Origin of the sequence: Aeromonas sp. R2-1, assembly GCF_040908425.1 — a bacterium.
GTDB lineage: Bacteria > Pseudomonadota > Gammaproteobacteria > Enterobacterales > Aeromonadaceae > Aeromonas > Aeromonas caviae.
This window is the reverse complement of sequence record NZ_JBFODR010000008.1, coordinates 20,689-43,709: the sequence shown is the minus strand read 5'-3', so window position 1 is coordinate 43,709 and position 23,021 is coordinate 20,689. Positions and strand designations below refer to the sequence as shown.

20 protein-coding genes and 1 tRNA gene are annotated in these 23,021 nt (G+C 61.8%); 12 read left to right on the top strand and 9 right to left on the bottom strand.

The features are described 5' to 3' along the window. Positions 1-9: 9 nt before the first annotated feature. Genes mglA through AB5Y80_RS01705 form a run of 3 tightly spaced genes read left to right on the top strand, consistent with a single transcriptional unit; the run spans position 10 to position 4,347 of the window. A complete protein-coding gene (gene mglA / locus AB5Y80_RS01715) occupies positions 10-1,530 on the top strand; it encodes a galactose/methyl galactoside ABC transporter ATP-binding protein MglA (RefSeq protein WP_010676015.1) in 1,521 nt (506 codons plus the stop codon). Positions 1,531-1,545: 15 nt separating this feature from the next. Next, positions 1,546-2,556, top strand: coding sequence for a galactose/methyl galactoside ABC transporter permease MglC (mglC, locus tag AB5Y80_RS01710; protein WP_010676014.1), 1,011 nt, complete (start codon positions 1,546-1,548; stop codon positions 2,554-2,556). A 57-nt stretch (positions 2,557-2,613) separates the two neighbouring features. Further along, complete coding sequence (locus AB5Y80_RS01705; protein WP_039039635.1) at positions 2,614-4,347, top strand: methyl-accepting chemotaxis protein; 1,734 nt, start codon at positions 2,614-2,616, stop codon at positions 4,345-4,347. A gap of 736 nt (positions 4,348-5,083) precedes the next feature. Here AB5Y80_RS01705 and AB5Y80_RS01700 read toward each other — a convergent pair. Beyond that, positions 5,084-5,260, bottom strand: coding sequence for a hypothetical protein (locus AB5Y80_RS01700; RefSeq protein ID WP_102983722.1), 177 nt, complete (start codon positions 5,258-5,260; stop codon positions 5,084-5,086). Between the two features lie 746 nt (positions 5,261-6,006). On the opposite strand from AB5Y80_RS01700, the gene arcA reads away from it, so the two are divergent. The 4 genes from arcA to AB5Y80_RS01680 all read left to right on the top strand — a co-directional run bounded on the left by arcA (position 6,007) and on the right by AB5Y80_RS01680 (position 10,828). Beyond that, positions 6,007-7,227, top strand: coding sequence for an arginine deiminase (gene arcA / locus AB5Y80_RS01695; RefSeq protein WP_104452124.1), 1,221 nt, complete (start codon positions 6,007-6,009; stop codon positions 7,225-7,227). Positions 7,228-7,290: 63 nt separating this feature from the next. Further along, positions 7,291-8,217, top strand: coding sequence for a carbamate kinase (gene arcC / locus AB5Y80_RS01690; RefSeq protein ID WP_368172451.1), 927 nt, complete (start codon positions 7,291-7,293; stop codon positions 8,215-8,217). 78 nt (positions 8,218-8,295) lie between these two features. After that, on the top strand, positions 8,296-9,300 hold the full coding sequence (argF, locus tag AB5Y80_RS01685) for an ornithine carbamoyltransferase (protein WP_041211943.1): 1,005 nt from the start codon (positions 8,296-8,298) through the stop codon (positions 9,298-9,300). Positions 9,301-9,421: 121 nt separating this feature from the next. Further along, a complete protein-coding gene (locus AB5Y80_RS01680) occupies positions 9,422-10,828 on the top strand; it encodes a YfcC family protein (protein WP_010676008.1) in 1,407 nt (468 codons plus the stop codon). Between the two features lie 154 nt (positions 10,829-10,982). On the opposite strand, the gene AB5Y80_RS01675 is transcribed toward AB5Y80_RS01680, so the two are convergent. The 4 genes from AB5Y80_RS01675 to AB5Y80_RS01660 all read right to left on the bottom strand — a co-directional run bounded on the left by AB5Y80_RS01675 (position 10,983) and on the right by AB5Y80_RS01660 (position 13,911). Continuing rightward, positions 10,983-11,474 carry an arginine repressor gene (locus AB5Y80_RS01675; protein WP_039039633.1) on the bottom strand — a complete coding sequence of 164 codons (492 nt, stop codon included), beginning with the start codon at positions 11,472-11,474 and terminating at the stop codon, positions 10,983-10,985. A gap of 218 nt (positions 11,475-11,692) precedes the next feature. Continuing rightward, positions 11,693-12,157, bottom strand: coding sequence for an aspartate carbamoyltransferase regulatory subunit (gene pyrI / locus AB5Y80_RS01670; protein WP_010676006.1), 465 nt, complete (start codon positions 12,155-12,157; stop codon positions 11,693-11,695). Between the two features lie 16 nt (positions 12,158-12,173). Next, positions 12,174-13,094, bottom strand: coding sequence for an aspartate carbamoyltransferase (gene pyrB / locus AB5Y80_RS01665; protein ID WP_010676005.1), 921 nt, complete (start codon positions 13,092-13,094; stop codon positions 12,174-12,176). 274 nt (positions 13,095-13,368) lie between these two features. Then, positions 13,369-13,911 carry a hypothetical protein gene (locus tag AB5Y80_RS01660; protein ID WP_042015644.1) on the bottom strand — a complete coding sequence of 181 codons (543 nt, stop codon included), beginning with the start codon at positions 13,909-13,911 and terminating at the stop codon, positions 13,369-13,371. A gap of 202 nt (positions 13,912-14,113) precedes the next feature. On the opposite strand from AB5Y80_RS01660, the gene AB5Y80_RS01655 reads away from it, so the two are divergent. Next, positions 14,114-14,190, top strand: a tRNA-Trp gene (locus AB5Y80_RS01655). Between the two features lie 209 nt (positions 14,191-14,399). Then, the gene (locus AB5Y80_RS01650; RefSeq protein ID WP_368172450.1) at positions 14,400-15,770 is read left to right on the top strand and encodes a phosphatidylserine decarboxylase family protein; all 1,371 of its coding nucleotides are present in this window, start codon (positions 14,400-14,402) and stop codon (positions 15,768-15,770) included. Positions 15,771-15,824: 54 nt separating this feature from the next. Here the strand turns inward: AB5Y80_RS01650 and AB5Y80_RS01645 are convergent, their stop codons facing one another. Further along, positions 15,825-16,697 carry a LysR family transcriptional regulator gene (locus AB5Y80_RS01645; protein WP_368172449.1) on the bottom strand — a complete coding sequence of 291 codons (873 nt, stop codon included), beginning with the start codon at positions 16,695-16,697 and terminating at the stop codon, positions 15,825-15,827. A gap of 100 nt (positions 16,698-16,797) precedes the next feature. Here AB5Y80_RS01645 and AB5Y80_RS01640 point away from each other — a divergent pair, with 100 nt between their 5' ends. Together AB5Y80_RS01640 and AB5Y80_RS01635 are read left to right on the top strand one after the other, a co-directional pair. Next, positions 16,798-17,295 carry a lactoylglutathione lyase family protein gene (locus AB5Y80_RS01640; protein ID WP_041209527.1) on the top strand — a complete coding sequence of 166 codons (498 nt, stop codon included), beginning with the start codon at positions 16,798-16,800 and terminating at the stop codon, positions 17,293-17,295. A gap of 200 nt (positions 17,296-17,495) precedes the next feature. Further along, the gene (locus AB5Y80_RS01635) at positions 17,496-19,385 is read left to right on the top strand and encodes a methyl-accepting chemotaxis protein (protein WP_368172448.1); all 1,890 of its coding nucleotides are present in this window, start codon (positions 17,496-17,498) and stop codon (positions 19,383-19,385) included. A gap of 128 nt (positions 19,386-19,513) precedes the next feature. Here AB5Y80_RS01635 and AB5Y80_RS01630 read toward each other — a convergent pair whose 3' ends face one another. Genes AB5Y80_RS01630 through AB5Y80_RS01620 form a run of 3 tightly spaced genes read right to left on the bottom strand, consistent with a single transcriptional unit; the run spans position 19,514 to position 21,400 of the window. Next, complete coding sequence (locus AB5Y80_RS01630) at positions 19,514-19,957, bottom strand: N-acetyltransferase (RefSeq protein ID WP_270830176.1); 444 nt, start codon at positions 19,955-19,957, stop codon at positions 19,514-19,516. Next, positions 19,954-20,475, bottom strand: coding sequence for a lipocalin family protein (locus tag AB5Y80_RS01625; protein WP_223915494.1), 522 nt, complete (start codon positions 20,473-20,475; stop codon positions 19,954-19,956). Before AB5Y80_RS01625 ends, AB5Y80_RS01630 begins: the two co-directional genes overlap by 4 nt. 1 nt (position 20,476) lies before the next feature. Further along, positions 20,477-21,400: an AraC family transcriptional regulator gene (locus tag AB5Y80_RS01620; RefSeq protein WP_010675998.1), complete on the bottom strand. Its 924-nt coding sequence runs from the start codon at positions 21,398-21,400 to the stop codon at positions 20,477-20,479. A 118-nt stretch (positions 21,401-21,518) separates the two neighbouring features. Between AB5Y80_RS01620 and yqhD the strand changes: the two genes are divergently transcribed. After that, entirely contained in the window at positions 21,519-22,679 is a 1,161-nt protein-coding gene (gene yqhD, locus AB5Y80_RS01615) for an alcohol dehydrogenase (RefSeq protein ID WP_368172447.1), read from the top strand. Positions 22,680-23,021 lie beyond the last annotated feature (342 nt).

Below are 23,021 nucleotides of genomic sequence, written 5' to 3'. Positions count from 1 at the left end.
CCAGATGTGATGGCTGATATGACAACACGGCAACAATCAGAATGGCTGTTGGAGATGATTGACGTCAGTAAGAGCTTTCCTGGCGTCAAGGCACTCGATAATGTCAATTTACGGGTCCGTCCTCATTCTGTGCATGCGTTGATGGGCGAGAATGGCGCAGGGAAGTCCACGCTGCTCAAGTGCCTGTTCGGCATCTACGAGAAGGATCAGGGCAAGATCTTCTTCAAGGGACAGGAGATCAACTTCACCTCGTCCAAAGAGGCGCTGGAGAATGGCGTTTCCATGGTGCACCAGGAGCTGAACCTGGTACTGCAACGCACCGTGATGGACAACATGTGGCTCGGCCGCTATCCCACCAAGGGACTGTTTGTCGACCACGGCAAGATGTATCAGGACACCAAGCATATCTTCGAGGAGCTGGACATCGACATCGACCCCAGGGTCAAGGTCGGCACCCTGTCGGTTTCCCAGATGCAGATGATCGAGATTGCCAAGGCATTCTCCTATGACGCCAAGATCGTCATCATGGATGAACCCACCTCCTCCCTGACCGAGAAAGAGGTCAACCACCTCTTCAAGATCATCAACAAGCTCAAGGAGAAGGGGTGCGGCATCGTCTACATCTCCCACAAGATGGAAGAGATCTTCCAGCTCTGTGACGAGATCACCATATTGCGGGATGGCCAGTGGGTGGCGACCCAGCCCCTCAAGGGCATGACCATGGATCAGATCATCGGCATGATGGTCGGCCGCGAGCTCACCCAGCGCTTCCCGGAAAAAACCAACCAGCCCAAAGAGGTGATCCTCGAGGTCGAGCACCTGACGGCCAAGAACCAGCCTTCCATCAAGGACGTGACCTTCAACCTGCACAAGGGGGAGATCCTCGGCATCGCCGGTCTGGTGGGGGCCAAGCGCACCGACATCGTGGAGACCCTGTTCGGCATCCGCGATCGCAGCGAAGGGACCATCAAGCTGCACGGCAAAGAGGTGGCGAACCACAACGCCCACGAGGCGATCCAGAACGGCTTCGCCCTGGTGACCGAGGAGCGCCGCTCCACCGGGATCTATTCACGCCTCGACATCGCCTTCAACTCCCTGATCGCCAACATGGACAACTACAAGGGATCCATGGGGCTGCTCAGCGACAACAAGATGAAGAGTGATACCCAGTGGGTCATCGACTCCATGCGGGTCAAGACACCGACCCAGCAGACCCAGATCGGCTCCCTCTCCGGTGGCAACCAGCAGAAGGTGATCATCGGTCGCTGGCTGCTGACCCAGCCCGAGATCCTGATGCTGGATGAACCGACCCGGGGTATCGACGTCGGCGCCAAGTTCGAGATCTACCAGCTCATCCTGGAGCTGGCGAAGAAGGACAAGGGCATCGTCATCATCTCCTCCGAAATGCCGGAACTGCTCGGCATCACGGACCGCATCATGGTCATGAGCAATGGCCGGGTCGCGGGGATTGTCAACACCAAAGAAACTGACCAGAGCGAGATCCTGCGCCTGGCATCTCTGTACCTATAAAGACAGGAAGACATTATGGAGTCGGCTAAAAATTTCAATCTGATGCAGGCGCTCAAAGAGAACGGCATCTATGTGGTGTTGCTGGTGTTGCTCATGATCATCGTGATCAAGGAGCCCTCCTTCCTCAGCCTCACCAACCTCAGCAACATCCTGACCCAGTCCTCGGTACGGGTCATCATCGCCCTCGGGGTGGCGGGCATCATCATCACCCAGGGTACTGACCTGTCGGCCGGTCGTCAGGTCGGTCTGGCGGCGCTGATCGCGGCCACCATGCTGCAGGCCCTGACCAACGTCAACAAGGTCTTCCCCACCCTGGGGGAGGTGCCCATTCCGGCGGTGATCCTCCTGGTGTGCGTGGTGGGCGCCCTGATTGGTCTGGTCAACGGCCTGATCGTCGCCTACCTGAACGTGACGCCCTTCATTACCACCCTGGGCACCATGATCATCGTCTACGGCATCAACTCCCTCTATTTCGACTCCGTAGGGGCTTCCCCGGTAGCCGGGTTTGATCCTCGCTTCTCCAACTTTGCGCAGGGCTTCATCCGGATTGGCGGGTTCAAGCTCTCGTACCTGACCTTCTATGCGGCCATCGCCAGCGTCTTCGTCTGGGTGCTGTGGAACAAGACCCGCTTTGGCAAGAACATCTTCGCCATCGGTGGCAACCCGGAAGCGGCCAAGGTGTCCGGCGTCAACGTCGCCGTCAACCTGGTGGTCATCTATGCCCTGGCCGGTGTCTTCTACGCCTTCGGCGGCATGCTGGAAGCGGGGCGGATCGGCAGTGCCACCAACAACCTCGGCTTCATGTATGAGCTGGATGCCATCGCGGCCTGCGTGGTGGGGGGCGTTTCGTTTGCCGGCGGTGTGGGAACTGTCGCGGGTGTGATCACCGGCGTACTTATCTTCACGCTGATCAACTATGGTTTGACCTACATCGGTGTCAGCCCTTACTGGCAGTTCATCATCAAGGGCGGCATCATCATCCTGGCGGTAGCCCTGGACTCCATGAAGTACGCCAAGAAGAAGTAAGCATTGGCAGGGAGGGCCGGGTCATCCCGGCCCTTTCACTCTGGAGGGACCCATACCATGGCATTCAAAGTCAAAATCAACGTGCTGCTGCTGCTCGCCATTCTGGTCACCATCGGTACCGCCTGGTTCAGCGTCAACCACTTCATCAGCGGCTACATCCGCACCCAGGCCACCCAGAACATCAACGAGCAGATCACCCTGGTCAGGGAGAAGCTGGCGGGTGACATCAACCAGAAGGTGCTGCTGGCCGCCAACCTCAACCTCGGGGTGACCAGCGTCAAGAAGGCGCTGCAGGAGACCGGCTTTCACAACATCGTCAAGCTCATTGGCGACATGGCATTCGACGCGAACGGGGTCATCGACGACAAGGCCAGGGTTGACGCCCTGCGCAAGCTGATCCCCGCCGCCAACAACCAGATCACCGTCAGCCCGCTGGAGCAGCTGGACGGCAAACCCGTCATCTCCATCCTGGTGCCGCGCGGTGCCGACTCCGCCTACCTCTACTACCTCGACATGAGCGAGTTCAAGACGCTGCTGACCAAGGTAAGCGGGGAAGGGCGTTACTTCTCCCTCACCGACAGTCAGGGACAGGTGCTCTACAGCAGCAAGCCCCAGGGAGAGAGCGAGAGCCGCCCCAACAAGCTGGATATTCGCGGCAGCGAGTGGACCCTGACCGGTTATGTGGATCTCGACTATATCCGGGCCATGACCCAGGCGCTCAACGGCAAGATCACCCTGGCCCTGCTCGGGGTGGCGGCGCTGGTACTGGCCCTCTCCATGGTGGCCCTCAACCTGGCCTATAGACCCATCCTCTCCTTGCGCGACCTGGTGCAGGAGCTCTCCCAGGGCAATGGGGATCTGACCCGCCGGCTCACGGTGACCAGCAAGGATGATCTCGGCCAGATCTCGGCGGGCATCAACCGTTTCATCGAGCAGTTGCAGGGCATGATGGGGGAGGTGAGACAAGCGAGCGGCCAGCTCAATGAAGGGATATCGGCATTGGCGAGGCAGACGGGGTCAGCCCAGGGCCTGCTGGCGGAGCATGTGCGGGAGACCGAACAGGTTGTCACCGCCATCAACGAGATGAGCCGTACTGCCGTCTCGGTATCGGAGAGCGCGGCCAATACTGCCCAGCTGACCGGCCAGAGCCAGCAACTGGCCAACCAGTCGCGTCAGGTGGTGGATCAGGCCATGGCCAGCGTCACTGCGCTGGTGACGGAGGTGGAGGCCACGGCACACTCCATCGAAGCCATGCAGCAGGATGTGCAGCAGATAGGCTCGATTCTCGGGGTCATCGGTGGCATCGCAGAGCAGACCAACTTGCTGGCCCTCAACGCCGCCATCGAGGCGGCCCGGGCTGGTGAACAGGGGCGGGGGTTTGCGGTGGTGGCGGACGAAGTGCGCTCTCTGGCGGGACGCACCCAGAAGAGCACTGCCGAGATCCAGACCATGCTGACCCGGCTGCAACGGGGCACCCAGACCGTGGTGGCCGCCATGGGCAACACCCGGCAGAGTTGCCAGGATGCGGCGGAAAACACCAGCAAGGTGAATGCGTCACTGGATCTGATGGCAGGAGAAGTGGTGGAGATCAACGATCTCATCAGCCATATCGCCACGGCCGCGGAGGAGCAGAGTGCCGTTGCCGAGGAGATCAATCGCAACATGAGTGCCATCGCCGAGGTGATCACCCAGCTCAAGGGGAATGGCGAGCGCACCGTGGACAGCTCGAATGCCATGCAGCGCACCTATGACAGGCTGCGGGAGATAGTGGGGCACTTCCGGCTGGAATAGCGCCGGCTGGGCGAGTCCGGGGCATCCTGGCCAGCAACATCGTGGCCGGGGTGACCCATCAGCGGGCTGACGTGAAAAAGGCCCAAAAAAGATGGGGGCGACTTGCGTCGCCCCCGATAGTCTTATCGCTCATATCCTTGAACGAAGTTGCTCCCTGCAATCCCTGACTATACCTCTTCCTTTAGGTTTCCCCTTCCCAATCCTTTGGGGTGTCCTTTAGCCATCATGGCCTGACGAGTCATCCGTTCCCGTCGCACTTTCTCCGTCCTGGGAGGTGTCCTTTACCACATCCTGTGGTGAGTCCATTTGCCCAACCCTGGCAGCCAGTCTTCCTGACCGACTTCATTGCGTCCGTGCAGGAGTAACTATAAGGATTTCGCGCAGGGCGACAATGACATGCTGAAAAACGTTTTATTCAAACTGGTTTCCCGCGAAAGGATAATGAAGTTATCTTTTTTAAAATCATGGTTTTAATGATCTATCGTGCTGTTTTTTCACGCGTATCTTCCGACTATGGCGAGAATTTTGTTGGCACTTTACTTACGCAGTATATGGCGAATGTCTCACAAGGCGTTTAACTGCGGTTCAGAATCCTGGGAGGCCGGTCAGTGTCGATCGCAGATGAGGGCGGGCAGCGGGCATGATGCTGGTGGCGTGGTCCGGATCCCATTCAGGAGATAAAGGAGGTAAAGCGGGGATGACCCAAGAGGAGCTCGCCTCCCCTTGGGCGAGAGGGTCAGGGGTGCTGGCTGCCACCGTACCATTGGCATAGGTAGGCGGGTACCAGCATCTGGGGTGCCTGGTCAACGTGACAGACCACCAGCGGCATGGCGGGGGCTCCCTGGGCATGCACCAGGGCCGGTGTCATGGGCAGGACCAGGGCGACGAACAGAAACAGCGACGGGATCTTCATGGTTATCTCCTTGGTGACGGGAACGAATGTGACAAGCATCACTTTTTGAGTTAAGGCGAACCCGAAATCGGCGCAAGGTGACTGAAAAAATTCAACTAATGAAAAAACTTTGAATCCCGGTTGCACTCCGGTCGGTGAAAAAGTCGCCATCAGGATGCGTGCAAAATGCATATCCATATAAAAGAGATAGTGCACACGACTTGGCGATGAGGCTCGCCATCTGGCCCGGGCGGGCCGCCATGATCTGGGACAAGAGATGGATTATTCAGCGATAAAGGAGCAGGTGATTATTTATGTGAGAGCAAACGGGATGATAAGCGAGGATAAATTCAAAGGTGGGTGAACTTTATTCAAAAAATGAGCGTTTTGATTTTAATGCAGTGATTTATTTGATGTTTTTTATTGGTGGCTATCCATTTGTGGATACCATAGATGAATGAAATTGCGCTCTTTGTGGAATATATTGGGGCTTTATTGCGTATTTATGCCGGATGGAGGGTGAGGAAAATGTCAGATATGTAAACTCCATCATAAATTAACTTCTGAATTTATGCAGTCTCGGGTGAATGTGATCAATGTCCAAGTTTGGTGGAGTTGCCAGACCTAATCTCTGCGTCGAAAGGCAAGGGCAGGATAGAACACAAGCCGAGTACCCTACATAAAGAATATCCCGCCTTAGCCACGAGCCTGAATAGAAGGAATCTATTCAATCACTCGCAGGGACCACTGCTAGACGGAATATCATCATGAGCAAATTTTATGTAGGTTCTGAAGTTGGCCAGTTGCGCCGTGTCATGTTGCACCGCCCCAACCTCAGTCTGAAGCGTCTGACCCCTTCCAACTGCCAGGATCTGCTGTTTGACGACGTCCTGTCCGTGGAACGTGCCGGTCAGGAGCACGACAAATTCGCTCAGGTACTGCGCGATCAAAATGTCGAAGTCTTCCTCCTGACCAATCTGCTGGCGGAAACCCTGGACGTGCCGGAAGCCAAAGCCTGGCTGCTGCAACACCAGGTCTCCGACTATCGCCTCGGCACTGCCCTGGCCAACGACGTGCGCTGCTTCCTGGCGGACATGCCTCACCGCGAGCTGGCCCGCATCCTCTCCGGCGGCCTGACCTACTCCGAGATGCCCTACAGCGGCGTCAACATGGTGGTCGGCATGCATGCCCCGACCGATTTCATCATCGAACCGCTGCCCAACCACCTCTTCACCCGCGATACCTCCTGCTGGGTCTATGGCGGCGTCTCCATCAACCCCATGGCCAAGGCCGCCCGTCGTCGCGAGACCAACCACGTGAAGGCCATCTACCGCTGGCACCCGCAGTTTGCCGGCCAGGAGTTCATCAAGTACTTCGGTGACGAGGAGCGCGACTACGACAACTCCACCATCGAAGGGGGCGACGTCCTGGTCATCGGCCGTGGCGCTGTGCTCATCGGCATGTCCGAGCGCACCACGCCACAAGGGGTGGAGCATCTGGCCCGCAGCCTGTTCAAGCACGGTCAGGCCAAGCAGGTCATCGCCATGGAGCTGCCAAAACACCGCAGCTGTATGCACCTCGACACCGTCATGACCCACATGGATGTCGACACCTTCTCCGTCTATCCGGAAGTCATCCGCAAGGATGTGAACTGCTGGAGCCTGACCCCGGGCGGTGCCACCGGGATGAACATCAAGGAAGAGGGTTACTTCGTCACCGCCATCGAGAAGGCGCTGGGTGTCGATCAGCTCAAGCTCATCACCACAGGTGGTGACACCTTCGAGGCCGAGCGCGAGCAGTGGAACGATGCCAACAACGTGCTGACCGTGCGTCCCGGCGTGGTGGTGGGTTACGAGCGCAATACCTACACCAACGAGAAGTACGACAAGGCAGGCATCACAGTGCTGCCCATCCCAGGTGAAGAGCTGGGACGTGGTCGCGGCGGCGCCCGCTGCATGAGCTGCCCGATGGAACGCGACGGCATCTAACAAGACGGCGTGGCGCCGGCAAGAGGCCGGCGCCACAGATACCAAGACTCGAGAGTAACACTCATGAAAAAACCAACTGTCGTCGTCGCCCTAGGTGGCAATGCTCTGCTCCGTCGTGGCGAGCCGCTCGAAGCTGACATCCAGCGCAAAAACATCGCCACCGCGGCCAAGACCATCGCCCTGATCGCTCAGGAGTACAACGTGGTGCTGGTGCATGGCAACGGCCCGCAAGTCGGTCTGCTGGCCCTGCAAAACAGTGCCTACACCAAGGTATCCCCCTATCCGCTGGATGTGCTGGGTGCCGAGTCTCAGGGCATGATCGGCTACATGCTGATCCAGGAGCTGAAGAACCTGATGCCGAGCCGCAACGTCACCGCCCTGCTGACCCAGGTGCAGGTCGATCCCAAGGATCCGGCGTTTGCCAATCCGACCAAATTTATCGGCCCCGTCTACGAAGAGGCTGAAGCCCGCACCCTGGCAGAAGAGAAGCACTGGGTGGTCAAGGCTGACGGCAAGTTCTTCCGCCGCGTGGTGCCGTCCCCGCTGCCCCAGCGCATCGTCGAAGGCGACGCCATCGAGACCCTGATCGCCCAGGGCCACCTCATCATCTGTACCGGTGGTGGCGGCATTCCGGTGACCTGGGATGGCCAGAGCCTGACCGGCATCGAGGCCGTCATCGACAAGGACATGTCTGCCGCCTACCTGGCCAAGCAGATCAAGGCCGACGCCCTGCTGATCCTGACCGATGCCGATGCCGTCTACCTGGATTGGGGCAAGCCGACCCAGCGTCCGCTGCGGATCACCAGCCCGGACGAGCTGGCCGGCGTCAAGTTCGATGCCGGCTCCATGGGGCCCAAGGTCGAAGCCTCCTGCGAATTCGTCAAGGCGACCGGCGGCATGGTCGGGATCGGTTCCCTGGAAGATGGCCTGGCCATCCTCAAGGGGGAAGCCGGCACCAACATCGTCGCCACCAATACCGTCAATGCCTGAGCCAAGGCTCTGGTCTGAACAACTGCGTAGTCAATGACACTGCCAAATTGGTCTGAACAAATATAGAGAGAACTCATCATGGCTTTTAATCTGCGTAACCGTAACTTCCTGAAACTGCTGGACTTCACCCCGCGCGAAATCCAATACATGATCGACTTGGCCATCGACCTGAAGAAAGCCAAATACGGTGGCTATGAGCGCAAACACCTGACCGGCAAGAACATTGCCCTGATCTTCGAGAAGACCTCCACCCGCACCCGCTGTGCGTTCGAAGTGGCGGCCTTCGACCAGGGCGCCCAGGTCTCCTACCTCGGCCCGAGCGGTTCCCAGATCGGTCACAAGGAGTCCATGAAGGACACCGCCCGGGTGCTGGGCCGCATGTATGACGGCATCGAATACCGCGGCTACGGTCAGGAGATCGTCGAAGAGCTGGGGGCCCACGCCGGTGTGCCGGTCTGGAACGGCCTGACCAACGAATTCCACCCGACCCAGATCCTGGCGGACTTCATGACCATGCTGGAGCACGGCAAGGGCAAACGTCTGGATCAGATCAAGTTCGCCTACCTGGGTGACGCCCGCAACAACATGGGCAACTCCCTGATGGTGGGTGCCGCCAAGATGGGCATGGACATCCGTCTGGTCGCGCCGAAAGCCTTCTGGCCGGAAGAGGAGCTGGTTGCCACCTGCCGCCTCATCGCCGAAGAGACCGGTGCGCGCATCCACCTGACCGAAGACGTGAAAGAGGGTGTGCTGGGTGCCGACTTCCTCTACACCGACGTCTGGGTCTCCATGGGCGAAGCGAAGGAAGCCTGGGATCAACGGGTGAAGCTGATGACCCCGTATCAGGTCAACATGGACGTCATCAACGCGACCAAGAACCCGGATGTGAAGTTCATGCACTGCCTGCCGGCGTTCCACAACGACGAGACCACCATGGGCAAGGAAGTGGCCGACAAATATGGCATGAAGGGCCTGGAAGTGACCGAGGACGTGTTCGAATCCGAGCACAGCATCGTGTTCGACGAGGCGGAAAACCGGATGCACACCATCAAGGCAGTGATGGTGGCTACGCTGGGCGACTGACGTCGTCAGTGGTGCCGGGGGGTGACCCCCGGCTTTTCAACCATGTGACAGCGGCATAATACCTCCAACCCTACGACCCGCAGCCTGCATGGATACCACACCCACAGAAGGAAGCTGGACCATGACCAAATTCAAGTTCCCGTCAGCCTACACGATACTGTTTGTGCTGATCGCCCTGGTGGCCGCCCTGAGCTGGATAGTGCCGGCCGGCAAATACGAGATGACCATGAACGAGGCCCTCGGCAAGGAAGTGCCGGTGGCTGGTACCTACAAACTGGTGGATGCCAATCCCCAGGGGATCGTCGACGTGCTGCTGGCACCCATCGACGGTCTCTACAACCACGACACCTATGAGGCTGGCGCCATCGACGTCTCCCTCTTCATCCTGATCATCGGTGGCTTCCTTGGCATCGTGACCAAGACAGGTGCCATCGATGCCGGCATCGAGCGCGTCACCGATCGCCTGCGTGGCCGTGAAGAGTGGATGATCCCGATCCTGATGGCGCTGTTCGCCGCAGGGGGCACCATCTACGGCATGGCGGAAGAGTCCCTGCCGTTCTACACCCTGCTGGTGCCGGTGATGATGGCGGCCCGCTTCGACCCCGTGGTCGCCGCCGCAACCGTGCTGCTGGGGGCCGGTATCGGTACCCTGGGCTCCACCATCAACCCGTTCGCCACCGTGATCGCCGCCAACGCGGCCGGCATCTCCTTCACCGACGGCATCTGGTTGCGGGTCGCCATGCTGGTGGCCGGTTGGCTGATCTGCGTGGCCTATGTGATGCGTTACGCCAAGATGGTGCGAAGTGATCCCAGCAAGTCCCTGGTGGCCGACAAGTGGGAAGAGAACCGTGCCCACTTCCTCGGCAACAAGAGCGACCAGATGCTGGAGTTCACCACCACCCGCAAGATCGTGCTGGGCATCTTCGTCGCCGCCTTCGCCGTGATGATCTACGGGGTGGCCGTGCTGGGTTGGTGGATGGCGCAGATCTCCGGCGTGTTCCTGGCTGCCGCCATCATCGTCGGCGTCATCTCCCGCATGAGCGAGGAGGAGCTGACCTCCAACTTCATCGACGGTGCCCGCGATCTGCTCGGCGTGGCCCTCATCATCGGTATCGCCCGCGGTATCGTGGTGGTGATGGACAACGGCATGATCACCCACACCATTTTGCACAGTGCAGAGGGGATAGTGACCGGCCTCTCCACCATCGTCTTCATCAACGTGATGTTCGTGCTGGAAGTGGTGCTCTCCTTCCTGGTGCCGTCCTCCTCCGGTCTGGCGGTGCTGACCATGCCGATCATGGCGCCGCTCGCCGACTTCGCCAACGTGGGCCGCGAGCTGGTGGTCACCGCCTACCAGTCCGCCTCCGGCCTGGTGAACCTGGTGACCCCGACCTCCGCCGTGGTCATGGGGGGACTGGCCATCGCCAAGGTGCCCTATGTGCGCTGGCTGAAGTGGGTGGCCCCGCTGCTCGGCATGCTGACTGTGCTGATCGTGCTCTGCCTGAGCCTGGGTGCCGTGCTGGCATGAATGCCGACAGACATAGGGACAACAACGGGAGCCTGGGGCTCCCGTTTTTGATGGCTGGCAAGGCGGGGCGCCCGGGCTCTCCCGTGGCCTGGCTCCTTGCCGCGCGGGCAACAAAAAGGCGACCCCGGGGTCGCCTTCTGGCATCCAGCAGGGGTCAGCGGGCGTTTTCCAGGGTGCGCACCACGGCGGCGTGAGCCTGGCGGGTTCGGCTGATGTGGCGCGGGGCGATCAGTACCACGTCGTTGCCGGCCACGGCCCCCAGGATCTCGGGATTGGCGTTGCGATCCAGCAGGCGAGCCACCACGGTAGCGGCCCCCGGGGTGGTATGCACCAGCACCATCTGCTGGTTGTGGACCACGGCGCGCACCATGTCGTGGATGGAGCGGGTGCTGCCGGCGGGCTCCAGCTGCTCGTCCACCAGGGTGTAGACCTTCTTGCCGTTGGCGTTCTGGGCCTTGGCGACCCCGAGACGGCGCAGCAGGCGGGAGATGGTGGACTGGCTGATGTCCGCAAAACCGCGGGCGGAGAGCTCGCGGCGGATCTCCTCCTGGGTGCTGTAGCAGTGCTGGCCGATGATCTGGCGGCAGGCGTCGAGCTGGGCCAGGTCGGACTCTGGTTCTGCTGGGCGGCTGAGGGTGTTGACCATGGCGACTTCCTTTGGCGATGAGCGATGGCGGTCTCGCCCAGTCTGTCGTTCCGGCTTTTCATAGCGAAAAACACTAATGAGGAGCACTCAAGCAGGGGATGAGCGAGGTATATCCATTACGGGATGGCAAATTATAACCAAAGGGGGAATAAGTGATGTGACAGGGTTCAAAAATGGGCCCGATGGGGCCCACATGGATATCTTTTGTCGGCAGGAAATCAGTAGCGTTCGCTGACGATGTCCTGGGTGAAGGACTTCTCGCAGTATTTGCACTTCATCCGCACCGCCCCTTTCACCTCGCGCACCCGGAAGTAGCTCTCCACCGGTTCGTTGTGGGAGATGCAGTTGGAGTTGGGGCAGTGGAAGACCCCTTCGATGAACTCCGGCAGCGCCAGCTGGTGCTTCTTCACCACCACGAAGTCTTCGATGATGTTGACGGTCGCCTTGGGGGCGAACAGGGCGAGCTGGTTGGCCTGCTGCTCGGTCAGACGGGTGTTCTCGATCTTGATGAGATCCTTCTTGCCGAGGGCGCCGGATTTGAGGTTGAAGCCGACGGTGATCCGCTCCTGGGTCTCGATCAGCTGGAACAGCTTGAGGATCTTGATGCCCTGGCCGGCGGGGACGTGGTCGATGACGGAGCCGTGACGGATGGCTTCGACTTGCAGTTGGTTCTTCTCGGACATGATGTTCCCCTTTCCCTTAGACGGTTTCGTTCAGTACCAGTGCCAGCAGTGCCTGGCGGGCATAGACCCCGTTCTCCGCCTGCTGGAAGTAGTAGGCGTGGGGGGTCTTGTCGACGGCGACCTCGATCTCGTCAACCCGGGGCAGGGGATGGAGGATCTTCATGGTGGGCTTGGCCCCTTCCAGGGTCGCCAGCTCCAGCACGAACTTGGCGGCCATGTGCTTGTACTCGGTCTCGTCGAAGCGCTCCTTCTGGACGCGGGTCATGTAGAGGATGTCGAGCTCCGGCATCACCTCTTCCATGGTCTCGTGCACGCTGAAGCGGATGCCCTTCTCTTCCAGCTCCTCGCAGAGGTAGTCCGGCATGGCCAGCGCCTCCGGGGAGATGAAGAAGAAGCGGCAGTTGAACAGGCTCAGGGCCTGGGCCAGGGAGTGGACGGTGCGGCCGTACTTCAGGTCACCGACGAAGGCGACGTTGAGGCCGTCCAGCTTGCCTTGGGTCTCGTGGATGGAGAAGAGGTCGAGCAGGGTCTGGGTGGGATGCTGGTTGGAGCCGTCACCGCCGTTGATGACCGGCACCCGGGAGAACTCGGAGGCCAGACGGGCTGCCCCTTCCTTCGGGTGGCGCATCACCACCGCATCGGTGTAGGAGCTGATGATCTTGATGGAGTCGGCCAGAGTCTCACCCTTCTTGGCGCTGGTGTTGCCGCCGTCGGCGAAGCCGATGATGTTGCCGCCCAGGCGCTGGACCGCGGTCTCGAAGGAGAGACGGGTGCGGGTGGAGGCTTCGAAGAAGCAACTGGCGACCAGCTTGTCTTTCAGCAGGCGGCTGTCGGGTTCGGCCTTCAACCGCTGTGCGGTGGCGACCACCAGTTCCATGTCGGACCGGGTCAGATCCGAGATGGAGATGACGTGTTTGTTATAGAGTGGATTGGTCATCGTCTGCATTCCCTTTGGCATCAATGAAGGTTTTTCGGGCACAAAAAAAAGCCCCTGAAACAGGGGCTCTTTTCAAAAAAAACGGGGGATCTGTGGGACGGGAACCGGAAACAACGGGGCCGCTCTGGTGCGCTCCACCCGTCTGCAAGGCTGCTTTTTTCATCAAAAACGGCATTGTCCTGTCCCGACCTTTTTCAAAACCGCACCGATTATAGGGCTGGTTTTTGAATTGTCAAAAATTTATTTCAGAGGCAGGATTTGGCCGGAAAAACGTTTAAGTGTCGCGAACGGGTCGACAAATCCAGAGTGCGTGCTGCGCCTGCAAGGGGGCGCCATCGGCGGCCATGCTGCGCAGGTAGCCGAGCCTGTGGTGCCCCTCCAGCAGGCAGTAGGGATGGGGCAGGGGGTGACCGTCCGGGTAGCAGGTGCCCGGGGCGGTGGCGAGGACGATGACAGGCTCGGACCAGGTGCCCCGGTGCAGCATGTCATCGCCGAGCCAGGAGCGGCGCACGTAGCGGTTGCTGCGCAGCATCTCGCCCCAGCGATCGATCACCTCCATGTGGCGGGAGTCTATCTGCTCGATAATCTGCGCGGTGGGCCAGTGCTCGCACTCGAACTGGTGGCTGGCGAGATCGATAAAGCTCCAGTTGGATTCAAAACCGCGCCAATGACGGTAAATCCACTGGGCGAGCACATTGGAGGGAATGGAGGGCACCAGGGGAGAGACTCTGTCCAGATAGTCGGCCAGGGTCTCCGTCTTGCGCTCATCCCGGAAGTTGAGGGGCGCAAGCTGTTGCAGCAGTCGGTAATTGAGCATGGGCAGCCTCCCTGAGCCTGGTTTCACCCTACCCCCATTTGTGTCCCATTCCTACCCCGTCGGGGCTGCAAATACAGCAGCTTACCCCCGCTCCTTGTTGGAATTGCGGGGATCTGCTCGTCATTTGTTCGATCGCATCGAAAGTGAGAAAAAAAGCCTTTACCTTTGACCTCCGCTTTGTATACTACGCCTCGTTTGTTGCAGGGGCGTAGTTCCAATTGGTAGAACAGCGGTCTCCAAAACCGATGGTTGCGGGTTCGAGTCCTGCCGCCCCTGCCATTTTTCAGAAAGGCCAGCTCATTGAGCTGGCCTTTCGCATTTCCGGCGTTTGCCACCGCCTCCGTTAGCCTCTTTTTCCCCGCTTCGCCGCTGCCATTTCTGTCAATGGAGGCCGCTTTTCCCCTGTGCTACACCTTGCTTCCTGCCAGATGGCGCCCTCAGGCGCATTGCATCCGGCGGGCCCAAGGCGCTTCAACAAGGAGAGAGCGATGAACAAGGCAGTGGATACGCGTCACCCCCATGCCCATGCCGGTGGCTGGGTCCCCCGGGATCAGGCCCATGTGGCGCGCTGGGTACAGCGACTGCGTCAGGCGGTCACCCGCCAGCCTCGCCCGCTGGTGGCCCCGATCGCCGGATTGAAGGCGCTGGTGGAGCAGGATCCTCTCCTGCATCAGCAGGCCCAGGGGATGTTTGACGAGGCGTGGCAGCACGAGCACAGCACGCCGCTCGGTCAGGTCCAGGTGCGCAGCTTCGATGAGTTCCTGCAGCTGCTCAACGGCATCATGACCACGGCCCCGGAAGCCTATCAGGATGTGCAGACCCAGGAGCCTGCCGGGCTGATCGGATTCCCCATCAATGCCCTGCTCAACTGGCCCATGGCGACGGCCGCCGGGTACGACTTCTTTGCCAATGCGCTGGTGAACCAGCAACTGCGCAAGATCCTCGGTTACTGGGCCGACTTCCTGCAAAGTCCCGCGTCCCGTTATGTGCTGACGGAGTCGGTGAGCCCCCTGGATCGCCAGACCCTGATCGTCCCCTGGCTCGGGGAGGTGGCGAAACGGGAGATGGTCAAGGTGGCGCAGGGGGCGCTCGGGGCCGGCGACAACCCCACCCCAGAGCGCTTCGGGGGGATCTTCCACACCGTGCCGGGAGAGGAATACGAGGGCTTCGCCAGCTGGGACGACTTCTTCACCCGCCGCTTCTGCCCCGGCGTGCGGCCGGTGACGGCCCCGGACGATGACAGCGTGATCGCCAACGCCTGCGAGTCGGCCCCGCTGCAGGTGGTGACCGGGGTAAGACGGCAGGACGCCTTCTGGCTCAAGGGGCAGCCCTATTCCCTGGACAACCTGCTGGACTTCGACCCGCGCGCCGCCGCGTTCGAGGGGGGCACCCTCTATCAGGCCTTCCTCAGCGCCCTCAGCTATCACCGCTGGCACAGCCCGGTGAGCGGCACGGTGCGCTCGGTCAAGGTGGTCAACGGCAGCTACTACCTGGCCAACCGCCACCAGGGTTTCGACAGCCCGGCGGGGCCCGACCCCAGCGCCCCGAACCAGTCGCAGCCCTTCCTCACCGCGGTGGCGACCCGGGCACTCATCTTCATCGAGGCGGACAACCCCAAAATCGGCCTGATGTGCGTGGTGCCGGTGGGCATGGCGGAGGTGTCGAGCTGCGAGGTGACGGTGCAGCCGGGGCAGCGGATCGCGAAGGGGGAGCAGCTCGGCATGTTCCACTTCGGCGGCTCCACCCACTGCCTGCTGTTTCGCCCCGGTGTCGAGCTGGCGTTCGACTTCTACGGCCAGCAGCCGGGGCTGGAGGCGACCAACCTGAGGATCAACACGGCGCTGGCGCGGGTGACATAACCCTGCTCCCTGATGGTACGAGGCCGCCCTTGAGGCGGCCTTGTTGTTTGTCCATCAGATGGCGCCGATCTGCGTCTTGAGGGTTTCCACCAGCCGCTGGTGGCGGGCGGGGAGCGGCCACTCGGCGCGGTAGATCAGCCAGAGGGTGTCGATCACCTCAATGCTGCTCTGGATCACCCGGATCTGCTCCTGTTGGGCAAAGGCGGTGACGGCGAAGCGGGGCAGCACGGTAAAGCCGAGGCCGCGGGCGACTGGCTCCAGGATCAGGCCGATCTGGTTGGTAAAGCCGCGCAGCGGGATCTCGTCGAAGCGCTGGCCGGGATAGCGTCGTCCCAGCAGGCGCTGAGCCATGCTGCGGCCATCCGGGTGGTCAATAAAGCCGAGCTGACAGAGGTGCTGCCAGCTCGGCTCCTCGCCGTCGTTGGGTACTACCAGACAGAGGGGTTCGCGGGCGAAGGGCTCGGCGGCTATGCTGGGGTGCTCCGGCGGTTGATCCACCAGTCCCAGATCGCTGCGCCCCGCCAGTACCGCCTGCACTATGTCGGGGGTGGGGGCAAAGCGGTGCTGGATGGTGAGTCCGGGATGCTCCTGTTGCTGATCGAGCAGCAGGGGATAGAGCAGCAGGCCGATGCTGCCCGGGGTGGCCAGGGAGACGCTGCCGCTGTGGGGATCGTCATCCGACAGGCGGGCCCGGAGCCGTTCGGCGGCCTGCGCCTGCTGGCGGGCGAAGTCGAGCAGCACCAGCCCGCGCGGGGTGAGCTCCAGCTGACGGGGCTTGCGTAGCAGCAGGGGGCCGAATTCGGCCTCGAGGCGCGAGATATGCTGACTGACGGCGGCCTGAGTGAGATCCAGCCGATCGGCGGCACGGGTAAAACTGCCGGTTTCATGCACCACCACCAGGGTGTGGAGCCAGAGTGGATTAACCATAAATTTAATTTATGTATTCCATTAGTTTGACCTTATTTTTCATTATGGCGTCTCTTCCTATCATGTCACCTGTTTCCCACACACAATTTCAAGGTGACTTATGACTTACCCGCGCAACTTCTCCCACATCGGCATCACGGTGACTGACCTCGACAAGGCAGTCGAGTTCTATACCAAGGTGATGGGCTGGTATCTCATCATGCCGGCGACCACCATCACCGAGGATGACTCCGCCATCGGCGTGATGTGCAACGACGTATTTGGCCCGGGCTGGGGCTCTTTCCGCATCGCTCATCTCTCCACCGGCGACAAGATCGGCATCGAGCTGTTCGAGTTCCCCAACAGCGAGCAGCGCGAAAACAACTTCGAATTCTGGAAGACCGGGGTGTTCCACTTCAGCGTGCAGGATCCGGATGTGGAGGGGCTGGCGGCGCGCATCGTCGCAGCGGGTGGCAAGCAGCGGATGCCGGTGCGCGAGTACTATCCGGGCGAGAAGCCCTACCGCATGGTCTACATGGAAGATCCCTTCGGCAACATCATCGAGATCTACAGCCACAGCTATGAGCTGACCTACTCCGCCGGTGCCTATCAGGGGTAAGCGACAGGCCGCCTTAGGGCGGCCTTATGGTGTCTGCGGGTGTCAGCATGGAATAGTGAACAGTCTGTTGCTGGTAGTGCGTTCTGTTGTTGATAGATGAAAAAATATCAGGATTCACTAAAGACCGTTCATCATTGTGCCGATAGAACTACCAAGATGGGGGTATTCCCGGCCCCCGGCTACCACAAGGATTCGTTGTCATGACTCTCTCGTTGCGCGGCAAGCTGCTCGCGGCCAGCCTGGGGGTAGTGCTGCTGATGGCAGCCCTGCTCGGTATTGTCGCCTTCCACACCCTCAAATCCCGCACCCTTGACGCCATCCAGAGCGAGGCGGTCAACTACGGTCACGCCCACTCGGTGGCCATCGGCAACTGGCTGGAGGATCGCAAGCACGCGGTCGACGCCCTGGCCGCCGTCATTGCGCGCGACCCCGACACGGCCCTGGTGCCCCACCTGTTGCAGACCCGCACCTCCGGCGGTTTCGGCCTCACCTATTTTGGTTCGGCGCAGGGGGAGATGACCCGCCACGATCCCGCCCTCAACACCGCCAACTATGACCCCAGGGCCCGCCCCTGGTACCAGAACGCCGACAAGGCGGGCAAGCTCATCGTCACGCCGCCCTATGTCAGCGTGACCATGCAGCAGATGGTGGTGACCCTGGCCGAGCCGGTGAACCACCAGGGCCGGGTGATCGGGGTGGCCGGGGCGGATCTCTCCCTCGACGCCCTCATCGACGAGGTGCTGGCCATGAAGGTGCAGGGAGAGGGCTACGCCATGCTGCTCGATCGCACCGGCCTCATCGTCGGCCACCCGAACAAGGAGCTGGCGCTCAAGCAGGTGGCGGAGCTGGATCCCGGCCTCACCGGGGCGGCGCTGGATGCGTGGAGCCGCGACGGCGAACTGCACGGCGCCAACTTGAACGGGCGCGAGGTGCTGCTCTCGGTGCAGGGCGTGCCCGGCACCGACTGGCTGCTCGCCATGGTGATGTACAAGGAGGTGCTGGAGGCGCCGCTCGCCTCCCTGCTGTGGCAACTGGTGGGGCTGACCCTGGTGCTGCTGCTGGTGTTCGGTGCCCTGCTCATCGCCATGTTCAACTACCTGTTCGCGGATCTGGGACGGGTCTCCAGGGCGCTCGCCGACATCGCCCACGGGGAGGGGGATCTCACGGTGCAGATCGCCACCCGCAGCCAGGATGAGGTGGGGCAGCTGGCCCAGAACTTCAACCAGTTCGTGGCGCGACTGCACGGCATCGTCAGCCGGTTGCGGGACGTCACCGTCGAGCTGGCGGCCCAGTCCCGCACCCAGGCGGCGGGGGCCGAGGCCCGCAGCCAGCGGGTGCGCCAGCAGCAGGACGAGATCGTCATGGTGGCGACCGCGGTGACCGAGATGGCCTCCGCCACCCAGGAGATCGCCGGCAACGCCGAGTTTGCCGCCAACACCGCCGGCGATGCGGTGCGCCTCGCGGTGGCCGGCCAGTCCCAGGTCGGCCAGAGCCAGCGCAGCATCACGGGGCTGGCGGGGGAGGTCTCCGACGCCAGCCAGACCATCCACGAGCTGGATGGCCACGCCCAGCAGATCAGCGGCATTCTGGCCACCATCAGCGGCATCGCCGAGCAGACCAATCTGCTGGCCCTGAACGCCGCCATCGAGGCGGCTCGGGCCGGGGAGCAGGGGCGCGGCTTTGCTGTGGTGGCGGACGAGGTGCGGGTGCTGTCGCGCCGCACCCACGACTCCACCGCCGAGATCCAGCAGATGATCGAGGCGCTGCAGCAGACCACCCGCAAGGCGGTGGGCGGCATGGAGGCCAGCCGCCAGCTGGCGGGCACCAGCGTGGAGGACGCCGAAGCGGCGAATCTCAGCCTGGGCAGGATCAACGAAGCCATCGGCGCCATCAGCGACATGGCGACCCAGATCGCGGCGGCGGCCGAGGAGCAGACCTCGGTGACCGGCGAGATCAGCCGCAACACCGAGAATATCCGCCACGTCTCCCAGGCGCTGGCGGCCCAGGCTGGCGAAGAGGCCGCCCAGGCGGCCCAGCTCAAGTCTCTCACCGAGCGGCTGGAGCAGGAGATCGGGCGCTTCCGGCTCTAGGCTGGGACCCGGATGTGACAAAGGCGACCCCGGGGTCGCCTTTATTCATCCTGTGTATGGATATTATTTCGTCATGCACCCGCTGAATAATGCCGGGTCCTGGCCCTGCAACGGGCGCAGGCAGAGGCTCAGAGAGGCTTGATGTAGCTGTAGAATTCGTTGTCCCGCTGGTAGCCGTGCCCTTCGTAGAGGGCCTGAGCCTGCCGGTTGTCGGTGGCGGTGCTCAGCATCAGGAAGGCGGCGCCCGTCTCCTGACCGTGGCGATCGGCCCGCGCCAGCAGCGCCTGGGCCACTCCCTGCTGGCGGGCCGCCGGCGCCACGAACAGATCGTACAGCAGCCAGACGGGCTTCAGGGCGAGGGAGCAGAACAGGGGATAGAGGTGGGCAAATCCCAGCACCTCTCCCGCCTCGCTCTGGGCCACGAAGAGCACCGACTCCCCGGCGGTGCAGCGCTCCAGCAGGAAGGCTTCGGCGGCCTCGGGCCGGGCAGGCAGCTGGTAGAACGCCCGGTATTCCACGAACAGGGGGGTGACCCGGGGAATGTCCCCGGGGGTGGCCTGGAAGATCCTCATGGGGCGTTCCCCGCCGGATCCTGGTTGACCCAGATCAGCCGGTCGGTGGCAAAGCCGAGCCCTCTGGCCCGCTCGACCAGGGCCTCTACCTTCTCTTTGGGGGGATGGGGCGTGCGGGAGAGGATCCAGAGGTACTGGAGGTTGTAACTGCTCACCAGGGAGAGCTCATAGTCCGTCGCCAGCACGTTGTAGCTGCCGTAGAAGGGGCCGAAGAAGCTCACCTTGAGGCGCCCCTCGTCGCTGTCGCCCACGAAGTAGGCGCGCCCCTCGGCCTCGCGCCACTCCCCCTGTTCGTCCTGCCCCCGGTTGATCACCCTGACACCGCCGTCATCCCGCAGGCTGTAGGTGGCGGTGACCCGGTTCAGGCCGCGCTCGAAACCGTGATCGAGGCGGGCCACCTCGTACCAGGTGCCCAGGTAGCGGTCGAGCTGGAAGGGCTTGACCACCTGGTGTCCCGGTGGAATGCCGGTGCAGGCGGTGGCCAGCAGGGTCAGAACGAGCAGGATCAGTGTGCGCATGTCATCCCTCCACGATACGCAGTTGTCCCGAGCGGAAGCGTGCCGCGTGTTCGCTCGGGGTGTTGCCAAAGAAGCGTTTGTATTCGCGACTGAACTGGGAGCCGCTCTCGTAGCCTACCTTGTCCGCCGCCACCCCGGCCTTGAGGCCGTCGTGCAGCATCATCAGCCGCGCCCGGTGCAGGCGCAGGGTCTTGATGTACTGCAGGGGCGAGGTGGCGGTGGCCGCCTTGAAGTGGTGGTGGAAGGCCGAGACGCTCATGTTCGCCTCCCGGGCCAGCTCCTCCACCGTCAGGTTCTCGGTAAAGCGCTGCTCCATGATACGCAGCACCCGGGCTATCTGGCTCACCTGGCTGTGACGGCTGGCCATGGCCAGCAGGGCGGGGGCCCCCCCTTCGTGCAGGGCGTGGAACAGGATCTCGCGCACGATCTGGGGCCCCAGCACCCGGGCGTGGAGCGGCTTGTCCATCACGTCGATGAGGCGCTCCACCGCGCAGAGCATGGTCTCGGAGAGGGGCACGGAGACGACGCCGCGACCCGGTTCCGCCGGGGCGGGGGCCGCGTCCCCCATCTCCAGCAGCAGGGCCTGCAGCGCCGCCACGTCGATCTCCACCGAGAGCCCCACCAGGGGGGATTCGGGGGAGGCGAAGCACTCGCACTCACAGGGCAGCGGCAGGGTCATCATCAGGTAGTGCTCGGGGTCGTAGCGGAAGGTGAAGTCCGAGAGATAGCCCACCTTGTGCCCCTGCAGGATGATGATCATGCGCGGGCGGTAGAGCACCGGGATGCGGTCGTGATGCTCCGTGGTGTAGATGAGGTGCACGCCGGGCACGGGGGCGGCGGTGATCCCCGGGTGGGGGGCCAGGGCGGCGAGTCGGCTGGCGAGGGCGGACTGGTGTGTCGCCGCGATGGGCTGATTTGTACTCATTTATCCAGGCTCAGTAGAAATAGGCAAGAAATCGGCAGAAAGTTCCCTTGATGGTAGGGGGTTATAAGAGAAAAATGCAACCCATACCTTACCGACTACGACCACCCCGGGAGATCCCATGAACAACTTCATCCTGCACACCCCCACCAAGGTGCTGTTCGGCAAGGGCCAGGTGGCCCAGCTGCGCGGCCAGGTCCCCAGCGACGCCCGCATCCTCGTCACCTACGGCGGTGGCAGCGTGGTGCGCAGCGGCCTGCTGGACCAGATCCGCAGCGAGCTGGCCGGCCTGACCCTGTTTGAATTTGGCGGCATCGAGCCCAACCCCACCTACGAGACCCTGATGGGTGCCGTCGAACTGGCCCGCGCCGAGAAGATCGACTTCCTGCTGGCGGTGGGTGGCGGCTCCGTGCTGGACGGCTCCAAGTTCATCGCCGCGGCCGCTCACTACGATCCGGCCAGGGATCCCTGGCACATCCTCGAGACCGTCGGGGGCGAGGTGGCCTCCGCCATTCCCCTGGGCAGCGTGCTGACCCTGCCGGCCACCGGTTCCGAGATGAACATGGGCGCCGTCATCACCCGCAAGAGCACAGGGGACAAGCAGCACTTCTTCTCGCCCTTCGTGATGCCGCGCTTCGCCGTGCTCGACCCCGTGCTCACCTACACCCTGCCCGCCCGTCAGGTGGCCAATGGGGTGGTGGATGCCTTCATCCACACCCTGGAGCAGTACCTCACCTACCCGGTGGATGCCAAGGTGCAGGATCGCTTTGCAGAAGGGCTGCTGCTGACCCTGGCGGAAGAGGGGCCCAAGGCGCTGGTGGAGCCGGAAAACTACGACGTGCGTGCCAATATCATGTGGAGCGCCACCCTGGCGTTGAACGGCCTGATCGGAGCCGGTGTGCCCCAGGACTGGGCCACCCACATGCTGGGCCACGAGATCACCGCCCTGCACGGTCTGGACCACGCCCAGACCCTGGCGGTGGTGCTGCCCGCCCTGCTGCAGGCCAAGCGCGAGCAGAAGCGCGCCAAGCTGCTGCAATACGCCGAGCGGGTCTGGGATCTGCGCAGCGGCAGTGACGAGGCGCGTATCGACGGTGCCATCGCCGCCACCCGCGACTTCTTCGAGCGGATGGGGATCAAGACCCGGCTGCGGGATTACGTGGCCGACGCCCGGATCGACGCCCTGCTGGCCAAGCTCGAAGAGCACGGCATGACCGCCCTGGGTGAGCACGGCGACATCGACCTGGCCCAGAGCCGGCATATTTATGAGGCGGCCTGGTAAGCAGAGCGCGCCTGAAACGGGCCCAAGGCCCGGTTGCACCAGGGGGCCCGAACCCGCCAGCAGGCGGGGACGCGGCCCCCTGATCGTTGCAAAATGGTTACTTTTTCCCTTTTCATCTCATCAGATGAGCCAACGGCAGATTTCGTAAGAACAAAAAACGCTAAGGTAGAGGCCGGGTTAAACATTTTTTTTGACTGGTTGGATCACTTTTTTTAGCGCTTTTTGCTGGTATAAGCCCCTAATTTGGTTTGTTTTTTTTAATCATGGTCCGGGATGGGCTGAATTCTGTACCCGCCCGCCCGGGGCCGTGGTTGTAATAAAACTCCAAAATTTGATACTAAT